Origin of the sequence: Citrobacter sp. MGH104 (assembly GCF_001034485.1) — a bacterium.
Classification (GTDB): domain Bacteria; phylum Pseudomonadota; class Gammaproteobacteria; order Enterobacterales; family Enterobacteriaceae; genus Citrobacter; species Citrobacter freundii.
The window spans coordinates 1,951,468-1,975,155 of sequence record NZ_KQ089818.1 but is presented as its reverse complement, the minus strand read 5'-3'; the positions used below and the strand labels follow the sequence as shown (position 1 = coordinate 1,975,155).

General features: G+C 52.0%; 24 protein-coding genes. 15 read left to right on the top strand and 9 right to left on the bottom strand.

Annotated features, from left to right (window positions below; translation table 11 throughout):
- Positions 1-3: 3 nt before the first annotated feature.
- The 4 genes from aaeX (at position 4) to SK34_RS09190 (ending at position 3,518) form a co-directional block, all read left to right on the top strand.
- Positions 4-207, top strand: a complete 204-nt coding sequence (gene aaeX, locus SK34_RS09205; RefSeq protein WP_003025177.1) for a p-hydroxybenzoic acid efflux pump operon protein AaeX — start codon at positions 4-6, stop codon at positions 205-207.
- Between the two features lie 7 nt (positions 208-214).
- Positions 215-1,147 (top strand): p-hydroxybenzoic acid efflux pump subunit AaeA, encoded by a 933-nt coding sequence (aaeA, locus tag SK34_RS09200; RefSeq protein ID WP_003025174.1) that lies wholly within the window; start codon positions 215-217, stop codon positions 1,145-1,147.
- Positions 1,148-1,152: 5 nt separating this feature from the next.
- Positions 1,153-3,120 (top strand): p-hydroxybenzoic acid efflux pump subunit AaeB, encoded by a 1,968-nt coding sequence (aaeB, locus tag SK34_RS09195; protein WP_003025171.1) that lies wholly within the window; start codon positions 1,153-1,155, stop codon positions 3,118-3,120.
- A 119-nt stretch (positions 3,121-3,239) separates the two neighbouring features.
- Positions 3,240-3,518 (top strand): barstar family protein, encoded by a 279-nt coding sequence (locus tag SK34_RS09190; RefSeq protein ID WP_003025168.1) that lies wholly within the window; start codon positions 3,240-3,242, stop codon positions 3,516-3,518.
- A 57-nt stretch (positions 3,519-3,575) separates the two neighbouring features.
- Here SK34_RS09190 and yhcN read toward each other — a convergent pair whose 3' ends face one another.
- Together yhcN and argR are read right to left on the bottom strand one after the other, a co-directional pair.
- The gene (gene yhcN, locus SK34_RS09185) at positions 3,576-3,842 is read right to left on the bottom strand and encodes a peroxide/acid stress response protein YhcN (protein WP_003025165.1); all 267 of its coding nucleotides are present in this window, start codon (positions 3,840-3,842) and stop codon (positions 3,576-3,578) included.
- Between the two features lie 376 nt (positions 3,843-4,218).
- Positions 4,219-4,689 (bottom strand): transcriptional regulator ArgR, encoded by a 471-nt coding sequence (gene argR, locus SK34_RS09180; RefSeq protein WP_003025162.1) that lies wholly within the window; start codon positions 4,687-4,689, stop codon positions 4,219-4,221.
- Positions 4,690-5,125: 436 nt separating this feature from the next.
- Between argR and mdh the strand changes: the two genes are divergently transcribed.
- Entirely contained in the window at positions 5,126-6,061 is a 936-nt protein-coding gene (mdh, locus tag SK34_RS09175) for a malate dehydrogenase (RefSeq protein ID WP_003025158.1), read from the top strand.
- Between the two features lie 56 nt (positions 6,062-6,117).
- Here mdh and degS read toward each other — a convergent pair whose 3' ends face one another.
- The 3 genes from degS to zapG all read right to left on the bottom strand — a co-directional run bounded on the left by degS (position 6,118) and on the right by zapG (position 9,209).
- A complete protein-coding gene (degS, locus tag SK34_RS09170; RefSeq protein WP_003025154.1) occupies positions 6,118-7,185 on the bottom strand; it encodes an outer membrane-stress sensor serine endopeptidase DegS in 1,068 nt (355 codons plus the stop codon).
- A gap of 89 nt (positions 7,186-7,274) precedes the next feature.
- Positions 7,275-8,642, bottom strand: a complete 1,368-nt coding sequence (gene degQ, locus SK34_RS09165; RefSeq protein WP_048232884.1) for a serine endoprotease DegQ — start codon at positions 8,640-8,642, stop codon at positions 7,275-7,277.
- A 168-nt stretch (positions 8,643-8,810) separates the two neighbouring features.
- Entirely contained in the window at positions 8,811-9,209 is a 399-nt protein-coding gene (gene zapG, locus SK34_RS09160) for a Z-ring associated protein ZapG (protein WP_003025147.1), read from the bottom strand.
- A 192-nt stretch (positions 9,210-9,401) separates the two neighbouring features.
- Here zapG and zapE point away from each other — a divergent pair, with 192 nt between their 5' ends.
- The 5 genes from zapE to sspB all read left to right on the top strand — a co-directional run bounded on the left by zapE (position 9,402) and on the right by sspB (position 13,048).
- Positions 9,402-10,529 carry a cell division protein ZapE gene (zapE, locus tag SK34_RS09155; protein WP_003839902.1) on the top strand — a complete coding sequence of 376 codons (1,128 nt, stop codon included), beginning with the start codon at positions 9,402-9,404 and terminating at the stop codon, positions 10,527-10,529.
- Positions 10,530-10,747: 218 nt separating this feature from the next.
- Entirely contained in the window at positions 10,748-11,176 is a 429-nt protein-coding gene (rplM, locus tag SK34_RS09150) for a 50S ribosomal protein L13 (RefSeq protein WP_003025141.1), read from the top strand.
- A gap of 15 nt (positions 11,177-11,191) precedes the next feature.
- Entirely contained in the window at positions 11,192-11,584 is a 393-nt protein-coding gene (rpsI, locus tag SK34_RS09145) for a 30S ribosomal protein S9 (RefSeq protein ID WP_003025138.1), read from the top strand.
- A 316-nt stretch (positions 11,585-11,900) separates the two neighbouring features.
- Positions 11,901-12,539: a stringent starvation protein SspA gene (gene sspA / locus SK34_RS09140; RefSeq protein WP_003025132.1), complete on the top strand. Its 639-nt coding sequence runs from the start codon at positions 11,901-11,903 to the stop codon at positions 12,537-12,539.
- Between the two features lie 5 nt (positions 12,540-12,544).
- Complete coding sequence (gene sspB / locus SK34_RS09135) at positions 12,545-13,048, top strand: ClpXP protease specificity-enhancing factor (protein WP_003025130.1); 504 nt, start codon at positions 12,545-12,547, stop codon at positions 13,046-13,048.
- 56 nt (positions 13,049-13,104) lie between these two features.
- Here the strand turns inward: sspB and dcuC are convergent, their stop codons facing one another.
- Positions 13,105-14,472: an anaerobic C4-dicarboxylate transporter DcuC gene (gene dcuC / locus SK34_RS09130; RefSeq protein WP_032938268.1), complete on the bottom strand. Its 1,368-nt coding sequence runs from the start codon at positions 14,470-14,472 to the stop codon at positions 13,105-13,107.
- A gap of 360 nt (positions 14,473-14,832) precedes the next feature.
- Between dcuC and nanR the strand changes: the two genes are divergently transcribed.
- The 5 genes from nanR (at position 14,833) to nanQ (ending at position 19,831) form a co-directional block, all read left to right on the top strand.
- The gene (gene nanR / locus SK34_RS09125) at positions 14,833-15,624 is read left to right on the top strand and encodes a transcriptional regulator NanR (protein WP_003844825.1); all 792 of its coding nucleotides are present in this window, start codon (positions 14,833-14,835) and stop codon (positions 15,622-15,624) included.
- Positions 15,625-15,883: 259 nt separating this feature from the next.
- Positions 15,884-16,777 carry an N-acetylneuraminate lyase gene (nanA, locus tag SK34_RS09120; RefSeq protein WP_003844827.1) on the top strand — a complete coding sequence of 298 codons (894 nt, stop codon included), beginning with the start codon at positions 15,884-15,886 and terminating at the stop codon, positions 16,775-16,777.
- 111 nt (positions 16,778-16,888) lie between these two features.
- Complete coding sequence (locus SK34_RS09115; RefSeq protein WP_003025119.1) at positions 16,889-18,379, top strand: MFS transporter; 1,491 nt, start codon at positions 16,889-16,891, stop codon at positions 18,377-18,379.
- Between the two features lie 106 nt (positions 18,380-18,485).
- Positions 18,486-19,355 (top strand): N-acetylmannosamine kinase, encoded by an 870-nt coding sequence (gene nanK / locus SK34_RS09110; protein ID WP_016151063.1) that lies wholly within the window; start codon positions 18,486-18,488, stop codon positions 19,353-19,355.
- Positions 19,356-19,357: 2 nt separating this feature from the next.
- Positions 19,358-19,831 carry an N-acetylneuraminate anomerase gene (gene nanQ, locus SK34_RS09105; protein WP_048233784.1) on the top strand — a complete coding sequence of 158 codons (474 nt, stop codon included), beginning with the start codon at positions 19,358-19,360 and terminating at the stop codon, positions 19,829-19,831.
- 52 nt (positions 19,832-19,883) lie between these two features.
- On the opposite strand, the gene SK34_RS09100 is transcribed toward nanQ, so the two are convergent.
- The 3 genes from SK34_RS09100 to SK34_RS09090 all read right to left on the bottom strand — a co-directional run bounded on the left by SK34_RS09100 (position 19,884) and on the right by SK34_RS09090 (position 23,624).
- The gene (locus SK34_RS09100; protein WP_003839918.1) at positions 19,884-21,164 is read right to left on the bottom strand and encodes a cytosine deaminase; all 1,281 of its coding nucleotides are present in this window, start codon (positions 21,162-21,164) and stop codon (positions 19,884-19,886) included.
- On the bottom strand, positions 21,154-22,404 hold the full coding sequence (gene codB, locus SK34_RS09095; RefSeq protein ID WP_003844832.1) for a cytosine permease: 1,251 nt from the start codon (positions 22,402-22,404) through the stop codon (positions 21,154-21,156). Before codB ends, SK34_RS09100 begins: the two co-directional genes overlap by 11 nt.
- Positions 22,405-22,541: 137 nt before the next feature.
- Positions 22,542-23,624 carry a PDDEXK nuclease domain-containing protein gene (locus SK34_RS09090; RefSeq protein WP_048232881.1) on the bottom strand — a complete coding sequence of 361 codons (1,083 nt, stop codon included), beginning with the start codon at positions 23,622-23,624 and terminating at the stop codon, positions 22,542-22,544.
- Positions 23,625-23,688 lie beyond the last annotated feature (64 nt).

Sequence of the window (23,688 nt, the reverse complement as noted above, 5' to 3'; positions counted from 1 at the left end):
AACATGAGTCTGTTTCCCGTTATCGTGGTGTTTGGTCTGTCCTTCCCACCGATTTTTTTCGAATTACTTTTGTCACTGGCGATTTTCTGGCTGGTGCGCCGGGTGCTTGTTCCGACTGGCATCTATGATTTTGTCTGGCATCCGGCTCTGTTTAACACCGCGCTGTATTGCTGTCTGTTCTATTTAATAACGCGCCTGTTCGTTTGAGGTTGAAGTGAAAACACTAACAAGAAAACTCTCCCGCACGGCCATTACCGTGATACTGGTCATTCTGGCTTTCATCGCTATTTTCCGCGCATGGGTGTTCTACACCGAGTCGCCGTGGACACGTGATGCGCGTTTCAGCGCCGATGTCGTCGCGATTGCGCCGGATGTTGCGGGCCTTATTACCAACGTTAACATCCATGATAACCAACTGGTGAAAAAGGATCAGATCCTGTTCACTATCGACCAGCCACGCTATAAGAAAGCCCTCGAGCAGGCCGAAGCTGACGTGGCCTATTATCAGGTACTGGCGCAGGAAAAACGCCAGGAGGCCGGTCGTCGTAACCGGCTGGGCGTGCAGGCTATGTCTCGTGAAGAGATTGACCAATCAAACAACGTCCTGCAAACCGTATTACACCAGCTTGCGAAGGCGCAAGCGACCCGCGATCTGGCGAAATTAGATCTGGAACGTACCGTTATTCGCGCGCCAGCAGACGGCTGGGTGACGAACCTGAACGTCTATAGCGGCGAATTTATCACGCGCGGTTCCACGGCGGTGGCATTGGTCAAACAGCATTCTTTCTATGTGCTGGCGTATATGGAAGAAACCAAACTGGAAGGCGTCCGCCCTGGGTATCGCGCTGAAATCACCCCGCTTGGCAGTAATAATGTGCTGAAGGGCACGGTTGATAGCGTGGCGGCTGGCGTAACGAATGCCAGCAGCACGCGGGACGCCAAGGGTATGGCGACCATTGATTCCAATCTTGAATGGGTGCGTCTGGCGCAGCGTGTGCCGGTACGAATTCGTCTTGATGAGCAGCAGGGAACCTTGTGGCCTGCCGGGACGACGGCGACCGTCGTCATTACCGGCAAGCAGGATCGCGATGCCAGCCAGGAATCTTTCTTCCGTAAAATGGCGCACCGCCTGCGCGAGTTTGGTTAATCGCGATGGGTATTTTCTCCATTGCCAACCAGCATATCCGCTTTGCGGTAAAACTGGCCTGCGCGATTGTACTGGCGCTGTTCGTTGGCTTTCACTTCCAGCTTGAGACCCCGCGCTGGGCGGTGCTGACCGCGGCCATTGTGGCGGCAGGTCCGGCCTTTGCCGCTGGCGGAGAACCTTATTCAGGTGCTATCCGCTATCGCGGCATGTTGCGTATTGTCGGGACATTTATCGGCTGTATTGCCGCCCTGATCATTATCATCAGCATGATCCGCGCCCCACTATTGATGATCCTGGTGTGTTGTATCTGGGCTGGTTTTTGTACCTGGATCTCGTCGTTAGTGAAGATCGAAAACTCTTATGCCTGGGGGCTTTCAGGCTATACGGCGCTGATCATCGTCATTACTATCCAGGCTGAACCGCTGCTGACGCCGCAATTTGCGCTCGAACGCTGTAGTGAAATTGTGATGGGTATTGTCTGTGCCATTGTTGCCGACCTGCTCTTTTCGCCCCGTTCGGTGAAGCAGGAGATTGATGTTGAACTGGATAGCCTGCTGGTGGCGCAATATCAGCTTATGCAGCTGTGCATTAAGCATGGCGACAGTGAGGAAGTGGACAAAGCTTGGGGAGATTTAGTCCGGCGTACGGCGGCGCTGGAAGGCATGCGTAGTAACCTGAATATGGAGTCCTCGCGCTGGGTGCGGGCTAACCGCAGACTCAAGGCATTGAATACGCTGTCGCTTACGCTTATCACACAATCCTGCGAAACCTATCTTATTCAGAATACCCGACCAGAACTGATCACCGATACCTTCCGCGAGTTGTTCGATACGCCGGTTGAAACGGTACAGGATGTCCATAAACAGCTGAAGCGGATGCGTCGGGTGATTGCATGGACCGGTGAACGTGACACACCTGTCACAATTTACACCTGGGCCGGGGCGGCAACGCGCTATCTGTTACTTAAACGTGGAGTTGTCAGCAACACCAAAATTAGCGCTATCGAAGAAGAGATCCTGCAAGGTGAACCGGTGGTGAAAGTGGAATCTGCCGAGCGTCACCATGCGATGGTTAACTTTTGGCGCACCACGCTTTCTTGTGTGCTGGGAACCTTATTCTGGCTGTGGACCGGCTGGACATCCGGCAGCGGCGCAATGGTGATGATTGCGGTCGTCACCTCGCTGGCAATGCGTTTGCCCAACCCGCGCATGGTGGCGATAGACTTTATCTACGGTACGTTGGCGGCGTTACCGCTCGGGGCACTCTATTTCCTGGTGATTATCCCTAATACGCAGCAAAGCATGTTGTTGCTGTGCCTGAGCCTGGCAGTGCTGGGATTCTTTCTGGGGATTGAAGTACAGAAACGACGGCTGGGTTCGATGGGGGCGCTGGCCAGCACCATTAATATCATCGTGCTGGATAACCCGATGACCTTCCACTTTAGCCAGTTCCTTGACAGTGCACTGGGGCAGATTGTTGGCTGCATGTTGGCGTTTATCGTCATTCTGCTGGTGCGTGATAACTCTCGTGACAGAACGGGTCGTGTGTTGCTCAACCAGTTTGTCTCGGCGGCGGTTTCAGCGATGACCACCAACGTGGTACGTCGTAAAGAAAACCACCTCCCGGCGCTTTATCAGCAGCTGTTTTTGCTGATGAACAAATTTCCGGGCGACCTGGCGAAGTTTCGCCTGGCGCTGACCATGATCATCGCGCATCAGCGCCTGCGCGATGCGCCGGTGCCGGTAAACGAAGATCTCTCCGCATTCCATCGCCAGCTTCGACGCACTGCCGATCGCGTGATTTCTGCAGGAAATGACGACAAGCGCCGACGCTACTTTAGCCAGTTGCTGGAAGAGCTTGAGATCTATCAGGAGAAATTAATCATCTGGCAAGCACCACCACAGGTGACCGAGCCGGTAAAACGACTCAGTGGGATGTTGCACAAATACCAGCATGCGCTGGTCAGTAATTAAGAGTTGAAAACCGACGCTAAAAGCGTCGGTTTTTTTATGGCTATACTTACCTGAAAATGCGAGAGACCCCTACATATTGGCGGTCTGTAGAGTGGCTGGCGTCGGGATGGTGGCTATAGATGAATATCTATACATTTGATTTTGACGAGATAGAAGACCAGGGTGATTTCTATCGCGAGTTTACGCGCACGTTCGGTCTCGCCAGGGAGAAGGTGGTTGATTTAGATTCTCTGTGGGAGGTGGTTATCGGGGAAGTTTTACCGTTGCCGCTGGAGATTGAATTTGTCCATTTACCGGACAAGCTGCGCAGGCGATACGGCGCGCTGATTTTACTGTTCGATGAAGCGGAAGAAGAGCTGGAAGGGCAGTTGCGTTTTAACGTTCGCCACTCAATGTAAGGTATAAAAAAGCCCCCGGCAGGCGGGGGCAAGTCGTCGGACTTAGACGACGAGGGTTTATTTGTAGAGTTCTGCAGTAGCGTGCCAGTGAGCACCTTCACGGAGTTCGGTGACGCGATAGCTGCTGGCGCCTGCTTTTTCAGCCTTAGCGGCGATGGCCTGACGCATGTCCATTGGTGAACTACCGATCTGAGATACGGAGATGCTACCCATAGATTGCAGATTCTGTGCTTCTTGTGAGTTCACCTGAGTAACCGCGGCGCTTGCACCGAAGGAGAGAACAGAAAGAAGGCTTAAGGTTGCAATAGTAGTTTTGATTTTCATGATATTTACCTCGTCGAATTCTTTTATAGGGGTCTGTGTTCTGTGACCCTCATCACAAAATCAAGTATACACTAATAACCTTATAAATTAATACCACGCTAATTGTTTCCGTGGGTATTAAGTGTTAAGAAAAATATTTTTTATAACCAAATGGAATTAAAAAGAGCGTTTCGAACATTTTAAAAGAAATAAATTAAATAAAATCAATTGGATATGGTTTTTTGCAAAATGTGCGTTTTTAAGCCATCACATTCACTATGTGAATGGTTTTTGACGGTTAAACGCACCATTTGTTAAATGCATAGCAGTTAAAAATAGACGGAAGGGGGTAGAAAGAGAGTGTTTTCCCCCGCCGCGAGACGACGGGGAGGCGGTATTACAGTTCTTGTTCGAACAGTTCCAGAATGGCTTCGTACAGATCTTTTACCGTAAAACCCTTAGCTGGGGTGGTGAAGATGGTATCGTCACCGGCAATCGTACCCAGGATACCTTCCGCTTTCCCCAATGAGTCCAGCAGACGTGCAATCAACTGAGCAGCGCCAGGACTAGTATGAATAACCACGACCGCATCGTTATAGTCGATATCCAGCACCAGATTTTTCAGCGGACTGGAGGTTGTAGGCACGCCCAGTTCCGCCGGAAGGCAGTACACCATTTCCATTTTCGCATTGCGGGTACGCACGGCGCCAAATTTGGTCAGCATGCGTGAAACCTTGGACTGATTGATATTATCAAAGCCCTGATCCTGCAATGCGAGGACGATTTCGCCTTGAGAGCTGAACTTTTCTTCTTTAAGCAGCGCTTTAAACGCCTTTACTAATTCTTCTTGTTTTGCCGAGCTTCGCATAAGTCACCCGTAATATGGCGGTAGAAACAACATTATTGTGCATACAGATGAATTTTTATGCAAACAGTCTGCCTTGTTCAAGGCTGAAATAATGTTATGAAAGAGCGGAATTTTATCAAATTTAGTTATCAAGAAACATGCCTGTGTCACGGCTCGCAAATAAGGTTAAAAGTAAATTAAATGTTATCAAATTGATGTTGTTTTGAGAGGTGGGTAGGGTATATTGTCAGCACCTGTTGGAAAGTTGCTCTACTGTGCGGGTGGTTTTGAATTACGTAACTTAGGTTTTATTTTACGTAAGTTAAATGCATAAAAGCCAAATTTGCGTGACTACGCATTCTTGACGCGTGGTTGTTGTATTCGTTGGATTTGTGAATTAAGGTCGCCGCCGCGGAGCAATAGACACTTTGCTTATCAATATAATAAGGAGTTTAGGATGAAAGTTGCAGTCCTCGGCGCTGCTGGTGGTATCGGTCAGGCGCTAGCATTACTGTTAAAAACCCAACTGCCTTCAGGTTCAGAACTCTCCCTGTACGACATCGCTCCAGTAACGCCTGGTGTGGCCGTTGATTTGAGCCATATCCCTACTGCTGTGAAAATCAAAGGCTTCAGTGGCGAAGACGCTACTCCTGCACTGGAAGGTGCTGATGTAGTACTGATCTCCGCGGGCGTCGCACGTAAACCGGGTATGGATCGTTCCGACCTGTTCAACGTTAACGCCGGTATCGTGAAGAATCTGGTGCAGCAGGTTGCTAAAACCTGTCCGAAAGCATGTATCGGTATCATCACCAACCCGGTGAACACGACCGTTGCTATCGCTGCAGAAGTCCTGAAAAAAGCAGGCGTATACGATAAGAACAAACTGTTTGGCGTGACCACGCTGGACATCATCCGCTCCAACACCTTTGTTGCGGAACTGAAAGGCAAGCAGCCTGGCGACGTTGAAGTCCCGGTTATTGGCGGCCACTCTGGCGTGACCATTCTGCCGCTGCTGTCACAAATTCCTGGCGTAAGCTTCACCGAGCAAGAAGCAGCTGACCTGACCAAACGTATCCAGAATGCGGGTACTGAAGTTGTGGAAGCTAAAGCCGGTGGCGGATCTGCAACCCTGTCTATGGGTCAGGCCGCAGCACGTTTCGGACTGTCACTGGTTCGCGCACTGAGCGGCGAAAAAGGTGTGGTTGAATGTGCTTACGTTGAAGGCGATGGTCAGTATGCTCGCTTCTTCTCTCAGCCGCTGCTGCTGGGTAAAAACGGCGTAGAAGAGCGTCAGTCTATCGGCAAGCTGAGCGCGTTTGAACAAGCTGCGCTGGAAGGTATGCTGGATACGCTGAAGAAAGATATCACTCTGGGCGAAGAGTTCGTTAAGTAACGAACTGCCCAAAAGTAAAAAACCGGAGCACTTGCTCCGGTTTTTTTATATCCGTATTAGTTGGTCGCCGGATATTCCTGAATCGTGACCTGCAGCGTCAACTGCTTGTCATCGCGCATCACGACCACGGAGATAACTGAACCTGGTCGAATCTCTGCCACCTGGTCCATCGTTTCCAGTGCAGATACCGCCGGTTTGTTATTGACCGAGATAATCAGATCGTTAACCTGAATACCTGCCTGCGCTGCCGGACCGTCCGGGGCTACTTCGTTAACCACAATCCCCTGAATTTGATCCATCCCGCCGCCCTGGGCGTGCAGTGGCGCAATTTCTCGGCCGCTGATGCCGATATAGCCGCGAATCACGCGCCCGTCACGAATCAGCTTATCCATGATTTTGGTTGCCAGTTGAAAAGGAATAGCAAAGCCGATCCCTTCCGGGGTTTCGCCATCGTTGCTCTTATCAAATGACAGGGTGTTAATACCCATCAACTCGCCCAGCGAGTTGACCAGCGCGCCGCCGGAGTTACCGTGGTTGATGGAGGCATCGGTTTGCAGGAAGTTTTGCCGTCCCGTCGGGTTCAGGCCAATACGACCGGTGGCACTGATAATCCCCTGGGTGATGGTTTGCCCGAGGTTGTACGGGTTCCCGATGGCGAGAACCACATCGCCAATGTGCGGTACGCGTTTGTTATTAATTGGAATTGTCGGCAGTCCACCAGTGGCGTTGATTTTCAGCACCGCAAGGTCGGTTAACGTATCAGACCCCACAAGCAGCGCTTCAAATACGCGACCGTCCTGCAATGCGACGATGATTTGGTCTGCATCGTTAATGACGTGCTTATTGGTAATGATATAGCCGCGCTGATCCATGATAACGCCTGAGCCGAGCGTGCGGATCTCAAGCTGGTTATGCGCTGTGCTGTTCATACTGCGGTTATAAACGTTAACGACGGCAGGTGCTGCACGGCGAACCGCCGGGTTATAGCTGGCGGGCGTTTCATCTGCACTGTCGAACTGCGGTGCAGTAAGCGTATTAATTTTGCGCAGCGAGGGCATCGCGGCCAGCAGAATAGCGCCGACGATTAAACCAATCGCGACCGAACGTAAAAGCTTCACAAACATGATGGCGGCGTCATTAATAAAGGGAACGGCTGCAGCATATCACGAGTTTACCGGACATCACACGAGGGGCTGATGTCCGGTTGCATGCGTTAACGCAGGAGCAGGTAAATACTCTCGTTACCGCGCACCACCTGCAGGGCAATGATCGACGGTTTCGCTTCCAGCACTTTACGCATTTCAGCGATCGAGTTTACGCGATCGCGGTTAACGCCAATAATAACGTCATCTTTATGCAGTCCGGCCTGTGCGGCAGGGCTACTTTTTTCAACGTTATCAATTCTGATGCCTTTGGTACCGTCTTTTAACTGACCGTCGCTGAGCGTGGCCCCTTGCAACGCAGGCGCAATCATCTCTGCGCTGGCGGACGATGATGTGCTGGTATCGAGGGTGACTTCAACCTCCAGCGGTTTACCGTTACGTAGCAGGCCCAGTTTGACTTTGGTCCCTGGTTCGGTTGTCGCAATACGTGAACGAAGTTCGGCGAAGTTGTTAAGCGGTTTACCGTTGAGACTGGTAATGACGTCACCTGATTTCACCCCCGCTTTTGCGGAGCCGGAGTTAGGCAGAACCTCACTGACAAACGCGCCACGCTGTACGTCCAGTTTGAACGCTTTGGCGATATCGGAAGTCATCTCGGTGCCTTTGATGCCCAACAGACCGCGTTTGATTTCACCAAACTGCATCAGCTGCTGTGCCAGCGTGCGCGCCATGTTGCTCGGAATTGCAAAACCAATACCGATGCTGCCGCCACCGGGGGCCAGAATCGCGGTGTTAATACCGATCAGCTCACCGTTGAGGTTAAGCAATGCGCCGCCGGAGTTACCGCGGTTGATAGAGGCGTCAGTCTGAATAAAGTTTTCCAGACCTTCCAGGTTCAACCCACTGCGACCCAAAGCCGATACAATGCCGGAGGTGGCTGTTTGACCCAAACCGAACGGGTTACCCACAGCCACTGCGAAATCACCCACGCGGAGTTTATCAGAGTCAGCAATGGCAATTTGCGTCAGGTTGCTGGGGTGTTGAATTTGTAGCAGTGCGATATCGCTCTGATCGTCGCTGCCAATAAGCTTTGCGTCGAACTCACGACCATCATTAAGCTGAACGCTGATTTTTTGCGCCTGATTAATAACGTGGTTATTGGTCAGGACGTAGCCTTTGGCGGCATCAATAATGACACCTGAACCCAGTCCTTCAAAAGGTTGTGAAGGTTGATCGGGAAGTTCATCACCAAAAAACTTTTTGAACTCTTCCGGGACTTTCTGCCCCTGAGTGGCGGTGCCTTCGACCCTTACACTCACCACGGCTGGCAAAACTTTCTCCAGCATCGGGGCGAGGCTGGGGAGCGCAGCCTGACCGGGAACCTGGCCGGGAATCGACGCAACGGCCGGGAATGGCGCCGAGAGAGTTAACCCGACACTTAACGCTAATGCACTCAACAGCTGGGTTTGTTTTTTCATGGATCCTGCTCTCGTACCTTGAGTAAACGGAAGATGATTCAAAACAGTTTGATGTTATTGAATTTTCGGTTTGGTCACAATGAGGCTAACGACTAAATAATAGCTGGGACGGGAAGAGAAGCGGAGGGCGCAATTGCTGCGCCCAATAAATTTCTTAACGATGTGCGGTTAGTCGCGCTTTGCGCCACTACGCAGTAGGCCAGATGCCCCTTCAGAATAGTCACGTGGCATCTGAACCGGCGCCTGATCGTTGCCTGCTTCAGACTCTGCCAGACGATTACGGAACGGGTTGTTTTCCGGCGACATACCCGGCAGCAGGTTGCTTGAGCTTTTCGCCATGTGCTGGTAAATCTGACGATAATCGTCCGCCATGTTATCCAGCAATTCAGCGCTGCGGGCAAAGTGGCTCACCAGTTCTTCACGGTACTCTTCCAGCTCAGCTTTATTTTTTTCCAGTTCGTACTGCAATGCCTGCTGTTGGCGTAATTTCCGATTACCAAAACGCATGGCTACAGCACCAATAATGATACCGACGACTAACCCAATTAGCGCATATTCCCAGGTCATGAACATCTCCCGTTGTCTTGTGTTTCCGTAGGGTGTTGGCTTTAGGCTCCATGCCTGCGCCTGATTATGCCACTATAACCGCTAATCCCGTAGAAGTGGAATCCCGTGTTTATATCACGTAATGTAGAACGGCCTTTTTTTCGTCAACCGTGAGCGACGGCACATCGATTCTCAAGGAATAACAATAACATCATGCAAAGCCTTTCCCCGACATCGCGTTACCAGCAAGCCCTCAACGACGGCAGTCATCAGCCCGACAATGTACAACAAGAAGCCGTGAATCGACTGGAAACAATTTTCCAGGCGCTTACGACGCCAGCGCGACCTGCGCCGCAGGAGAGCGGACTGATGGCGCGTTTTGGCAAATTGCTGGGCAAGCGTGAGTCGCCGATCAACACACCGGTGCGTGGTTTATATATGTGGGGCGGAGTTGGGCGCGGAAAAACCTGGCTGATGGATCTGTTCTACCATAGTCTGCCGGGCGAACGTAAACAGCGTTTGCACTTTCACCGTTTTATGCTGCGTGTGCATGAAGAGCTTACTGCCTTACAGGGGCAGAGCGATCCGCTGGAAATCATCGCCGATCGCTTTAAGGCAGAAACGGACGTGCTGTGCTTTGACGAATTTTTTGTTTCTGATATTACCGACGCCATGCTACTCGGCGGCCTGATGAAGGCACTGTTTGCCCGTGGCATTACGCTGGTGGCGACCTCCAATATTCCGCCAGACGAGCTGTATCGCAACGGTTTACAACGCGCGCGTTTTCTTCCTGCCATTGATGCTATCAAACAGCATTGCGACATCATGAATGTTGATGCTGGCGTCGATTATCGTCTGCGCACCTTAACGCAGGCGCATTTGTGGCTGTCGCCACTGAATGAGGAAACCCGCCAACAGATGGATAAACTCTGGCTGGCATTAGCGGGAACCAAAGGTGAACATGCGCCGACGCTGGAGATCAATCATCGTCCGATGCAGACGCTGGCCGTCGAAAACCAAACGCTGGCGGTGTCATTTACCACGCTCTGTGTCGATGCGCGTAGCCAGCATGACTACATTGCGCTGTCGCGTTTGTTTCACACGGTACTGTTGTCTGATGTGCCGGTCATGACCCCGCTGATGGAGAGTGAAGCGCGGCGCTTTATCGCATTGGTGGATGAGTTCTACGAACGCCACGTCAAGCTGGTGGTCAGCGCGGCATCGCCACTCTATGAAATTTATCAGGGCGAGCGTCTGAAGTTTGAATTTCAGCGCTGTTTGTCGCGTTTGCAGGAGATGCAAAGCGAAGAGTATCTGAAGCGGGAACATTTAGCCGGTTAAACCTGCCGCAAATCACATAAAGGGGTCGATCTTTGACCCTGACTTCTCTATAATCTTGCGACCCCACGTTACGAGAGAGTTTTTTTCCCAAAACTTTCTATGCGCCGGCATAGGCTATTCGAAGGGGTAGGTTTGCTGGACAATGTCGTGTGAACCTCAACTGACAAAACGTTTGGGTGTTCACCAACGTGTAACTTATTTATTTGGGTAAGCTTTTAATGAAAACTTTTACAGCTAAACCAGAAACCGTAAAACGCGACTGGTATGTTGTTGACGCGACCGGTAAAACTCTGGGCCGTCTGGCTTCCGAACTGGCTCTGCGCCTGCGCGGTAAGCACAAAGCGGAATACACTCCGCACGTAGATACCGGTGATTACATCATCGTTCTGAACGCTGACAAAGTTGCTGTAACCGGCAACAAGCGTACTGACAAAGTGTACTATCACCACACCGGCCACATCGGTGGTATCAAACAAGCGACCTTTGAAGAGATGATTGCTCGCCGTCCTGAGCGTGTGCTTGAAATCGCGGTTAAAGGCATGCTGCCAAAAGGCCCGCTGGGTCGTGCTATGTTCCGTAAACTGAAAGTTTACGCTGGCAACGAGCACAACCACGCGGCACAGCAACCGCAAGTTCTTGACATCTAATCGGGATTATAGGCAATGGCTGAAAATCAATACTACGGCACTGGTCGCCGCAAAAGTTCCGCAGCTCGCGTTTTCATCAAACCGGGCAGTGGTAAAATCGTAATCAACCAACGTTCTCTGGAACAGTACTTCGGTCGTGAAACTGCCCGCATGGTAGTTCGTCAGCCGCTGGAACTGGTCGACATGGTTGAGAAACTGGATCTGTACATCACTGTTAAAGGTGGTGGTATCTCTGGTCAGGCTGGTGCGATCCGTCACGGTATCACCCGCGCTCTGATGGAGTACGACGAGTCCCTGCGTGGCGAACTGCGTAAAGCTGGCTTCGTTACCCGTGATGCTCGTCAGGTTGAACGTAAGAAAGTCGGTCTGCGTAAAGCACGTCGTCGTCCTCAGTTCTCCAAACGTTAATTGTACTCTGCTTCGGCAGACGACAATTTGCGAAAAAACCCGCTTTGGCGGGTTTTTTTATCGTTATTTCTCGCCTCAGATCCACGGTAATCCGCTGATTGCCACCTCTTTTTCCCCATTTCAAGAATCGACTCACCACAAAGGTCACAAAATCTGGTAAACTATCATCCAATTTTCTGCCCAAATGTCCGGTATCGTTCATTTTTTGTTTGTATTTTGAACAGCAATGACTTTCCCGAGTCTGGGTGACATCACTTCTGGCTGGCCACTGAGTGGCTGGTAGCAGTAAAAATTCTGAATATACCTGGAGGTTTTCATGGCTGTCGCTGCCAACAAACGTTCGGTAATGACGCTGTTTTCTGGTCCTACTGACATCTATAGCCATCAGGTCCGCATTGTGCTGGCTGAGAAAGGTGTTAGTTTCGAGATTGAGCACGTGGAGAAGGACAATCCACCTCAGGATCTGATCGACCTCAACCCGAATCAGAGCGTACCGACACTGGTGGATCGTGAGCTGACCCTGTGGGAATCTCGCATCATTATGGAATACCTGGATGAGCGCTTCCCGCATCCGCCGCTGATGCCGGTTTACCCGGTTGCGCGTGGTGAAAGCCGCCTGTACATGCAGCGTATTGAAAAAGACTGGTACACGCTGATGAATGTCATCGTGAACGGTTCTGCATCTGAAGCCGAAGTCGCGCGTAAGCGTCTGCGCGAAGAACTGCTGGCAATTGCGCCAGTATTTGGCCAGAAACCTTACTTCCTGAGCGATGAGTTCAGCCTGGTAGACTGCTACCTGGCGCCGCTGCTGTGGCGTTTACCGCAGCTGGGTATTGAATTCAACGGTGCAGGTTCGAAAGAACTGAAAGGGTACATGACTCGCGTCTTCGAACGTGACTCTTTCCTGGCTTCTCTGACTGAGCCTGAACGTGAAATGCGTCTGGGCCGGGGTTAACCTGTATGGATTTGCCACAGCTAACACCACGCCGTCCGTATCTGCTGCGCGCATTCTATGAGTGGTTGCTAGACAACCAGCTCACGCCGCATCTGGTGGTGGATGTGACGCTCCAGGACGTGCAGGTTCCAATGGAATATGCGCGTGACGGGCAAATTGTTCTGAATATTGCACCGCGTGCGGTGGGCAACCTGGAACTGGCTAACGATGAAGTGCGCTTTAACGCGCGCTTCGGTGGTGTGCCGCGTCAGGTGTCTGTGCCGTTGGCTGCTGTTCTGGCAATTTATGCACGTGAAAATGGCGCTGGTACGATGTTCGAACCGGAAGCCGCCTACGATGAAGATGTCGCCAGCTTAAATGATGACGACAACGACGCGTCTGGTTTTGAGAGTGAAACAGTCATGTCGGTCATTGATGGCGATAAGCCTGACAATGGCGACGACAACGATCCTGATGACACTCCGCCGCCACCTCGCGGTGGGCGTCCGGCGCTGCGCGTAGTGAAATAAATAGTGAAATAAAAAAACAGGTCCTTTCGGGCCTGTTCTGTTTTCTGGCTTCGGGATCAGTAAAACAGCGCGATGGTGGCTACCATATTCACCACAAATCCTACTGCCATCGGGATTGCTGTACGTTTTACTACTTCAAAGGGCGATACGCCGGCAATACCTGATGTCACGACAATTACAGCGGTTATGGGTGACACCGCGCGGGCAAGCGTAGTGGCAAAATGCATCGGCATAATCATCACTACTGCAGGAATATGCAGCCCGGCGGCAATATCCGGAATGAGGCTGGCAAAAGACATAAACGGTGCGTTGCCTGACCCCATGACAATCGCACAGGCGGCGATGACCACCGCCATGATGATCATCACGCCGATGCCGCCAAGACCGGAATGCTCTGCGCCTTTTATTACGGCGTCGACAGTCCCGATAGTCGTCAACCCTTTCGCAAAGATTTCACCGGCGACCACCAGCGTGACAACGTTGGCAAACTGCGTCCCCATGCCGTCAAAAAAAGCCTGCACATCATCCATCGTTTCGCGCAGATTATGTTTATGCAGGAATTCAACAAACATAGTCAGCGTCATGCTCATCAACATCACCACCACCAGATTCAACTCTGCTTTCATTAGTCCCATTTGCGCAAGGGCAAGCGAGCCCAGCATCAGGATCAGCGGCATGACGGGTAGAATGGCGTAATAGAGCGGAGGTACGTTTTCCAGCGTCTTTTGTTCAGCAAATCCGTTGCTTTCCGGTGCGGCTTTTTTATCAAACTGACGCTGAACGAAAAAATGCGCAATGGCGACGGCGACAATGACACACGACGCGACGGGCAACTGGTATTGAAAGAAATAAGTGGCGATTTTCATACCTGCGACCTGCGCGGCAAAAATCGAGTTGGTTTCCAGAATGCCCCATTCAATCGACATCGAAGTGGCAATGACCGCCACTGCAGATAAACGGCTCACGCCAAGACTGACCAGCGTTGGGAATAGCGTCACCATCAGCAACATACCTAACCCGGATGCGCTGGTAATGAATTGCGCCATGATCTGACCAATAACATAGGTGGCGGCAAGCACAACATAGGGTGAGCGGATTAGCTTGAGCGGGCGGCTTAACAGGCTAACCATCGCTCTGCTGGCTCCCATTCTGTCCATATAACGGGCATAACCACCCACTGCCATGATTGATAACCCCAGTCCGGCTGCGCGGTTGGAGAGCATACGCAAAATTTCGTTGTAAATATCGACCAGTAGATAGCCACTGCTCTTATCGTCAGCGACCAACACGCCGTAGCCCAGCCAGACACCGCAGATCATCAGGAAGATCCCAGCGGCGGCCAGCACGACCTGCGGTTTGTAGTTTTTGAGGATCAGGTAACCCATCGTTAATAAAACGATGACAGAGATAATGATGCCGAACATTGTTTCACTCCATGCCAGAGAAGAAGATAAATCCGGTAATAACGCTGTTATCCCAACGGATGTTATATTTTTCTGGGCATTTTTTATGGAGTGAATATCTTATTTTTAATTCGAGGGTTTAATTATTTATCGTTATAAAATAGATGGTTATGATAAATTATCACGTTAATGTTCATAAGTTTCATGAAGATGATATAACTCTATTCAATTAAAAATAGGCGGAAGATACTCGCTTAAAATAATATTGCTGTTACGTATGTTATCAATAAGCCAGCGGGGGCGGATCGACCATCATTTCACCCTGCTTTCGATCCTGTGTTAGGATAAACCCGCTGTTGTTTGTCACCACGACTTAGCTGAATGGACCCTATGAACGCATTTGATTCGCAAGCTGAAGACTCTCCATCCACCATTGGCCGTAGCTTACGCAATCGCCCGCTGGCGCGTAAAAAACTGTCTGAAATGGTTGAGGAAGAACTGGAGCAGATGATTCGTCGTCGGGAATTTGGCGAGGGCGAACAGTTGCCGTCTGAGCGGGAGCTGATGGCCTTCTTTAACGTGGGCCGTCCTTCTGTACGAGAAGCGCTGGCCGCGTTAAAACGCAAAGGTCTGGTACAAATCAACAACGGCGAGCGCGCCCGCGTTTCGCGTCCTTCAGCTGATACCATCATCAGCGAGCTGTCTGGTATGGCGAAAGATTTCCTCGCACATCCCGGCGGCATTGCCCACTTCGAGCAGTTGCGACTGTTCTTTGAATCAAGCCTGGTTCGATACGCCGCCGAACATGCGACGGATGAGCAAATCGACAGGCTGGCGAAAGCGCTGGAGATCAACAGCCAGTCGCTCGATGACAATACGTTGTTCATCCGTTCGGACGTTGATTTTCACCGCGTACTGGCGGAGATCCCGGGCAATCCCATCTTTATGGCGATCCATGTTGCGCTGTTAGACTGGTTAATTGCTGCCCGTCCGGCCGTTGCCGATCAAGAATTGTATGAGCACAATAACGTGAGTTATCAGCAGCATATCGCTATTGTTGACGCGATTCGTCAGCGCGATCCTGAAGAAGCAGACCGTGCACTGCAAGAACATCTCAATAGCGTTTCCGCAACCTGGCACGCCTTCAGCAAAAGTAAAAAATTGCGTAAGTAATCGCGATCCTGACGATCTTTTAAACCCAAAATCATTCAAGTTGCATCAAGGCGGCAAGAGAGCGAGTCCCCTGGAGCATAGATAACTATGTGACAGGGGTGAGCGAACGCAGCCAACGCAGAGGCGGCTCGAAGGATGAAGTGTTTAGTGAGGTAGATCGCACTATAAGCGTTCTCTATTGTATTGCTGCTTATTTGATCTGGTATAACAGGTATAAAGGTATGCAGTCAGATAACACTAATCATCGTCAGAGGTCGTTATGGCAAGAAATTTAAAAGGCGTAATGCCAGCGTTGTTAACTCCATTCGATAACCAACAGAAACTGGACATCGAGAGCCTGCGCCGTCTGGTGCGTTTCAACATTGGGCAGGGGATCGATGGGCTCTACGTTGGTGGCTCAACGGGTGAGGCTTTTGTCCAGAACCGCGCTGAAAGAGAGCAGGTTCTGGAAATTGTTGCTGAAGAAGCAAAAGGCAAGGTGACGCTGATCGCCCATGTTGGCACGGTGAGCACCGAAGAGAGCCAACAGCTGGCGAGCGCTGCGCATCGCTACGGATTTGATGCGGTTTCGGCCGTCACGCCGTTTTATTATCCGTTCAGCTTTGAAGAGCACTGCGATCACTACCGCGCAATTATTGATTCCGCCGATGGCTTACCGATGGTGGTCTATAACATCCCGGCACTGAGCGGCGTAAAACTGACGCTGGATCAGATCAACACGCTGGTGACGTTGCCGGGCGTTGGCGCACTGAAGCAAACTTCTGGCGATCTCTATCAGATGGAACAGATCCGCCGCGCTCATCCCGATCTGGTGCTTTATAACGGTTATGACGAGATCTTCGCTTCTGGACTGCTAGCAGGCGCAGATGGTGGTATCGGTAGCACTTACAACATCATGGGATGGCGTTATCAGGGAATTGTGAAAGCGCTCAAAGAAGGTGACATTCGCACGGCGCAAAAGCTGCAAACCGAGTGCAATAAGGTTATCGATCTGCTCATTAAAGTTGGCGTGTTCCGCGGCCTGAAAACAGTACTGCACTATATGGATGTGGTTTCTGTTCCACTGTGCCGTAAACCCTTTGCTCCAGTAGATGAACGCTATCTGCCGGAACTGAAAGCGCTGGCAAACCAACTGCTGGCGGAAAAGGCGTAATCGCGGGTCGCCGGGGGCGCTTCGCCTTGCCCGGCCTGGATTTTTCGACCGTAAGCCGGGTAAGGCAAAGCCACCACCCGGCACAACAACAAAGATCGTCGGGAGAGTAAAATGAGTACTTCTACCCAGAGCATCCCGTGGTATCGCCATCTCAATCGGGCACAATGGCGGGCATTCTCCGCCGCCTGGCTGGGATATTTGCTTGATGGTTTTGATTTTGTATTAATCGCCCTTGTACTGACGGAAGTACAAGGTGAATTCGGACTGACGACGGTGCAGGCGGCTAGTTTGATTTCCGCCGCCTTTATCTCCCGCTGGTTTGGCGGGTTAATGCTGGGGGCGATGGGCGACCGTTACGGACGTCGCCTGGCGATGGTCACCAGCATCATTCTGTTCTCCGTGGGGACGCTGGCTTGCGGCTTCGCACCGGGGTACACCACCATGTTTATCGCCCGTCTGGTTATCGGTATGGGAATGGCGGGTGAGTACGGCTCCAGTGCAACCTATGTTATTGAAAGTTGGCCTAAACACCTGCGAAATAAAGCCAGTGGCTTCCTGATTTCCGGTTTCTCTGTTGGCGCGGTGATCGCCGCGCAGGTCTACAGCCTGGTGGTTCCGGTCTGGGGGTGGCGTGCGCTGTTCTTCATCGGCATCCTGCCAATTATCTTCGCCCTGTGGCTGCGTAAAAATATTCCGGAAGCGGAAGACTGGAAAGAGAAACACGAAGGCAAAGCGCCAGTGCGCACGATGGTGGATATTCTCTACCGGGGCGAGCATCGGGTAATTAATATTCTGATGACGATCGCCGCTGCAACCGCGCTGTGGTTCTGCTTTGCTGGTGACCTGCAAAATGCGGCTATCGTGGCGGTCCTCGGCCTGATATGTGCGTTTATTTTCATTAGCTTTATGGTGCAAAGCAGCGGGAAGCGCTGGCCGACGGGCGTCATGCTGATGGTGGTCGTACTATTCGCCTTCCTGTACTCGTGGCCGATTCAGGCACTGTTGCCAACCTATCTGAAAACCGAACTGCTGTACGATCCTTCCACGGTGGCCAGAGTGCTCTTCTTTAGCGGTTTTGGTGCGGCGGTCGGTTGTTGCGTCGGCGGTTTTCTTGGCGACTGGCTGGGCACGCGCAAGGCCTATGTCTGCAGTCTGCTGGCCTCGCAGTTGCTGATTATTCCGGTATTTGCGATTGGCGGCTCAAACGTCTGGGTGCTGGGTTTGCTGCTGTTTTTCCAGCAAATGCTCGGCCAGGGGATCTCCGGGATCTTACCAAAACTGATTGGCGGCTATTTCGATACCGACCAGCGTGCGGCGGGCCTGGGCTTCACCTATAACGTGGGCGCACTGGGTGGGGCTCTGGCACCGATCATCGGCGCGCTGATTGCCCAACGTCTGGATCTGGGCACCGCGCTGGGATCGCTCTCTTTCGGCCTGACATTTGTGGTGATCCTGCTGATTGGTCTCGATATGCCGTCCCGCGTACAGCGCTGGCTGCGTCCTGAAGCGTTACGTACGCATGATGCCATTGATGGTCGACCGTTTAGCGGGGCTGTACCGTTCGGCGGTGACAAAAGCACCATGGTGAAATCCAAAAGTTAATCCCATTGCCCGGTGTTGAACCGGGCAATTAGCGTAAGGGAAGAAGTATGTCGTTACTTGAGCAACGGGATAAAAAGCGTATCACCGCGATGCAGAAGGCGGTGTCATGACCACATTGGCAATTGATATCGGCGGTACCAAACTGGCTGCCGCGCTGTTAGACAGTAATCTGCAAATTCGCGAGCGGCGTGAATTGCTGACGCCCGCCAGCAAAACGCCGGAGGCGCTGCGCGCTGCGCTGCAAGCACTGGTTGCACCGCTACAGGGGCGTGCTAATCGGGTGGCGATCGCCTCGACGGGGATTATCCGTGAGGGGGCTTTACTGGCGCTGAATCCGCATAACCTTGGCGGGTTGATGCATTTTCCGCTAACACAAACGCTGGAACAAATCACCGGCCTGCCGACGCTGGCAGTCAATGACGCACAGGCAGCGGCCTGGGCGGAATACCACGCTATGGCGGATGAGATAAGCGACATGGTGTTTATCACCGTGTCGACAGGCGTCGGTGGCGGCGTGATCAGCAACGGCAAATTACTCACCGGGTCTGGTGGTCTGGCTGGACACTTAGGACATACGCTGGCGGATCTCAATGGACCGGCCTGCGGCTGCGGGCGTGTGGGCTGCGTCGAGGCGATTGCTTCCGGTCGAGGGATCGCGGCTGCAGCCGAAGGTACACTTGCTGGATGCGATGCCAAAACCATTTTTAGCCGCGCCGGGCAAGGAGATGAGCAGGCAAGCAGGTTGATCCATCGCTCGGCGCGTACTTTGGCAAGGCTTATCGGCGATGTGAAGGCCACGACCGATTGCCAGATTGTGGTGATTGGCGGCAGCGTTGGGCTGGCTGAAGGATATCTGGCGCTGGTGGAACATTATCTGGCACAAGAGCCCTTGGCCTATCACGTGGAATTACTGGCGGCGCATTACCGCCATGACGCTGGATTACTGGGGGCCGCGCTGTTGGCCCAGGGAGAATGATGATGATATCAGATGAGTTGCGTTCACTGCCTTCTGCCGGATTACATCCGGTCTTACAGCAGGCATTAACGCTTGCCATTGCGGCGAATCCGCAGGAGAAAACGCCAGGGCGCTACGCGTTGCAGGGCGATACTATTTTTATGAATGTCATGCAGTTTGCGACGCAGAGCCCAGAGCAAAAGAAAGCGGAACTGCATCAGCAGTACATTGATATTCAGGTGCTGTTGTCTGGCGAAGAACGCATTCTGTTCGGGATGACCGATTCTGCTCGCCAGTGCGATGAGATGCATGTTGAGGATGACTATCAGTTGTGCAGCGAGATTGCCGATGAGCAGGCGATCGTACTGAAGCCGGGAAGATTTGCGATTTTTATGCCGGGCGAGCCGCATAAACCGGGCTGTATGGTGGGGGGGCCGGGGGAAATCAAAAAGGTCGTGATCAAGGTGCGCGCCAGCTTATTACAAGCCTCACGATGAGAGACCGTGTCGGATGGCAAGGCTTGCGCCATCCGACACTGGATAGAACAACTTAGCGCTTAAACGTCACCGCTTCCGGCTGCGTCAGATGCAGCGTGGTCTGGCTTGGCACTGTCTCAGCAATGACTCGCCCGTGACGAATGGAATAACGGGCAGGCGTCTGGCGACGAACCGCGTCAAACCCATTTTCTGCCGCTAAAATCACCAGATTTCCGGAGTTTCCCACGTTCAGACCGTAATCCTGCAGGTGCAGGGTTTTCGCACTGTGGGTGGTAACCAGGTTCAGCCCATCGTTGATCTGTCCGTATCCCATCAGCTGACACACATGTAATCCCATATGCAGTACCTGCAGCATATTGGCGGTGCCCAGCGGATACCACGGGTCGAAGACGTCATCATGGCCGAAGCAGACGTTGATCTCCGCTTCCAGCATCTCTTTGACGCGCGTTACGCCGCGACGTTTAGGATACGTATCAAAGCGCCCTTGCAGGTGAATATTTACCAGTGGGTTCGCGACAAAGTTAATGCCGGACATTTTCAACAGGCGAAAGAGGCGGGAAGCATACGCGCCGTTATAGGAATGCATTGCCGTGGTATGGCTGGCGGTCACGCGTTCGCCCATATTGTCACGATGCGCCAGCGCCGCGACGGTTTCAACAAAGCGTGACTGCTCATCGTCAATTTCGTCGCAGTGCACATCGATAAGCCGATCGTATTTCTGCGCCAGAGCGAAAATTTTGTGCAGCGACTCAACGCCATATTCACGCGTAAATTCAAAGTGGGGGATCGCGCCAATGACGTCTGCGCCCAAACGCACGGCTTCCTCTAATAGCGCTTCACCGTTGGGGTAAGAAAGAATGCCCTCTTGCGGGAAGGCGACAATTTGCAGCTCTACCCATGGCGCGACTTCTTGCTTCACCTCCAGCATGGCTTTCAGTGCAGTCAGCGTTGGATCGGAAACGTCAACGTGCGTGCGGACATACTGGATGCCGTTGGCCATCTGCCACTTCAGCGTCTGCATGGCGCGCGCTTTGACGTCTTCGTGCGTGAGCATTGCCTTACGTTCGGCCCAACGCTCAATGCCTTCAAATAACGTACCAGACTGGTTCCAGCTCGGCTCGCCTGCGGTTTGCGTGGTGTCCAGATGGATATGTGGCTCAACGAACGGTGGAATGGCCAGGCCGCCTTCGGCATCAAGCACTTCGCCCTGCGGTAACGTGGCGGTGTCCTGTGGCTCAATCCGGCTGAAGCGCCCGTTTTCAATCGTGAGCTGCCACAATCCTTCGCGTCCCTGTAAACGTGCCTGACGAAGGGTGATGTTATTATTCTGCATGGCTGACCTCTGGTGATTTAGCAAGGCTGCGATTGAAAAGTGGATTCAGCAGGATATAGCTGAATACGCCGCCAAGTACGGCGTTGACGGGCACAATACCGGGAATATAGTGACCTGCGGCAATGCCCAATGCAACGGACAGGATCGCTATCCAGTTTACGGAAATAAATTGCGCTTTGCTGAAGTCGGCATAGCGACGATGGTTCAGCAGATAGTCGGCGATGATCACCCCGCCGATCGGGGGAATTGCTGCCGACAGAAAAGTTAGCCAACCGACAAAGTTATTGTAAAGCCATAGCGCGCACAATGTGCCGATAATACCGTTAGCCACCGACAGCGTACGGCTGGAAAGGCCAGTAATATTGGCAAATCCCAGACCTGAGGCATACAGCGCATTGTCGTTAGTCGTCCAGATGTTCAGACCGAGCACTACAATCGCGGGCAGCAGCAGTCCCTGGGCAATCATCACGTCAGAGATATCTGCCTGTCCAACCGCAGCCGCGCCCGCAGCGCCGAAGATGAACATCAAGGAGTTGCCAAGGAAAAACGCCACCATGGCAATCAGCACCGCGCCTTTGGCGTTGCGACCAAAGCGAACGAAGTCGGCGGTTAATGTTCCTGCGCTGACAAACGAACCGACCACCAGCGCCAGGGCGGTGGAGAAATTCAGCGGCGTCTGCGGCACTATCGCTTTTAAATGGTCTAAACCGCCGACATCACTCACCGCCAGCCAGACGGAGTAGCTGCCAAGAACGACGATGGCAGGCACGGCGATGATAGATAAAACGGTCAGCGCCGAGATGCCAAAAAAGATGGTCAGGGTCATCAACAGACCGGAAACCGCAATCAGGATATTGACGTCAATTCCTGTCGCTTTGCCCACCGGGATAGCAAACATAGCCACACCCACGCCAAACCAGCCTACCTGCGTACCGCCTAACAACAGTGAGGGAAGCCATGAACCTTTCAAACCAAATGAGTAACGCGCCAGAAGGTGGGTTGAGAGCCCTGTTTTTGCGCCGATAAAACCGAGAAATGCAGTGTAAATACCGAGGAGAAGATTACCGAAGAGAACTGCCAGGAAGAAATCATTATAGGAAAGACCGGTACCGAGTGTGCCACCGGTCCACATACTGGCGGAAAAAAATGTAAGCCCCAACATGACAAATGTTAGTGGAACCACGCCTTTCCGCGCCGCCAGAGGGACGGGGCCCTGGCTATAATTGTTGTCCTGCGACACAACGCCTCCATGAATTTTGCCCAAAAAATCCGCCGCATAATATACAGTTCTCAGAATAAAGCAAACGATTACGTATAATCTTTACATGGTTATTATTTATGGTGTTGATGATTGCGTTGATTTTCCTTGGTCGACAGTTAACCCGCGTCTGTGAGTTGAGTTCCCAGCATGGTTTGTGAACGAATGAGCTCGTCTGCAAGTAATTTTTCATCAGGTAGCTGTACTTTGTAGTCGCTCGCCTGGATGGTATTCGGTAGGCCGTTCAACGCGTAGTGCGCTTCCCCCGCCCCTTTTCCTGCGCACAGAATCAGCCCGACTGGCGGATTTTCCCCCGGTATCGTCCAATGTTCTTTGGCATAGTTCAGATACATATTCATCTGCCCGGCATCCGCATAGCTGAATTTGCCTACTTTTAGATCAACGAGCAACAGGCAGCGTAAACGACGATGAAAGAACAGCAGATCGACGCGGAACCAGTTATCGTCAATGCGCAATCGACGCTGACGGCCAACAAAAGCAAAATCGTCGCCGAGCTCCAGCATAAAGTCCATCAGGTGATTGATCAGCGCCTCTTCAAGATCCGATTCTGAATACTCATCCTTGAGGCCAAGAAACTCCAGAATGAACGGATCGCGGATGGCCTTTTCAGGCAAGACTTCAGGCTCCGTCGGGACTGCCTTCTGCAACATGGCGGATTTGTCGCGGGACAACAGCGTCCGCTCATAAAACTGAGTGGCAATTTGTCGATTGAGCTGCCGTACTGACCAGCCGTTACGGAGAGTCTCTTTCTCATAAAAAGTGCGGGCATCGGCATTTTTAACAGACAAGAGGCGGACATACGCCGACCAGGGTAGTGGGAATGTTTTGGCGAGTTGTATGAGATTTTGAGATTCACCAGACAGTGTCTGCTGAATCTCAATTTGTTGAAAATAAAGATAAAACATACGCATTTGCCGTATGTTTACCATGGAAAACACCCGTTTATAGCGTTGGTTTAGATCCACTGACAGCCGTTCAATAAGCTGAGCGCCATAGGCTGCCCGGGATTCACCACCTTGCTCAAATTCAACAATTCGTCGACCAATTTCCCAGTAGGTCGCCGTCATTAGTGCATTGATACTACGGACAGTTTCTGTCCGCGCGGTGTCCAGTAGTCGAACAATTCCGTTATGGATTTGCTGATAGTCATCTGCATCCTGAAGTGACGTCGGCGTGGTCATACTTCATCCCTTTAGTGAAAGTTACGGTGTAAAAATATTCCGCGATCAATACGCCCGGGTGCTG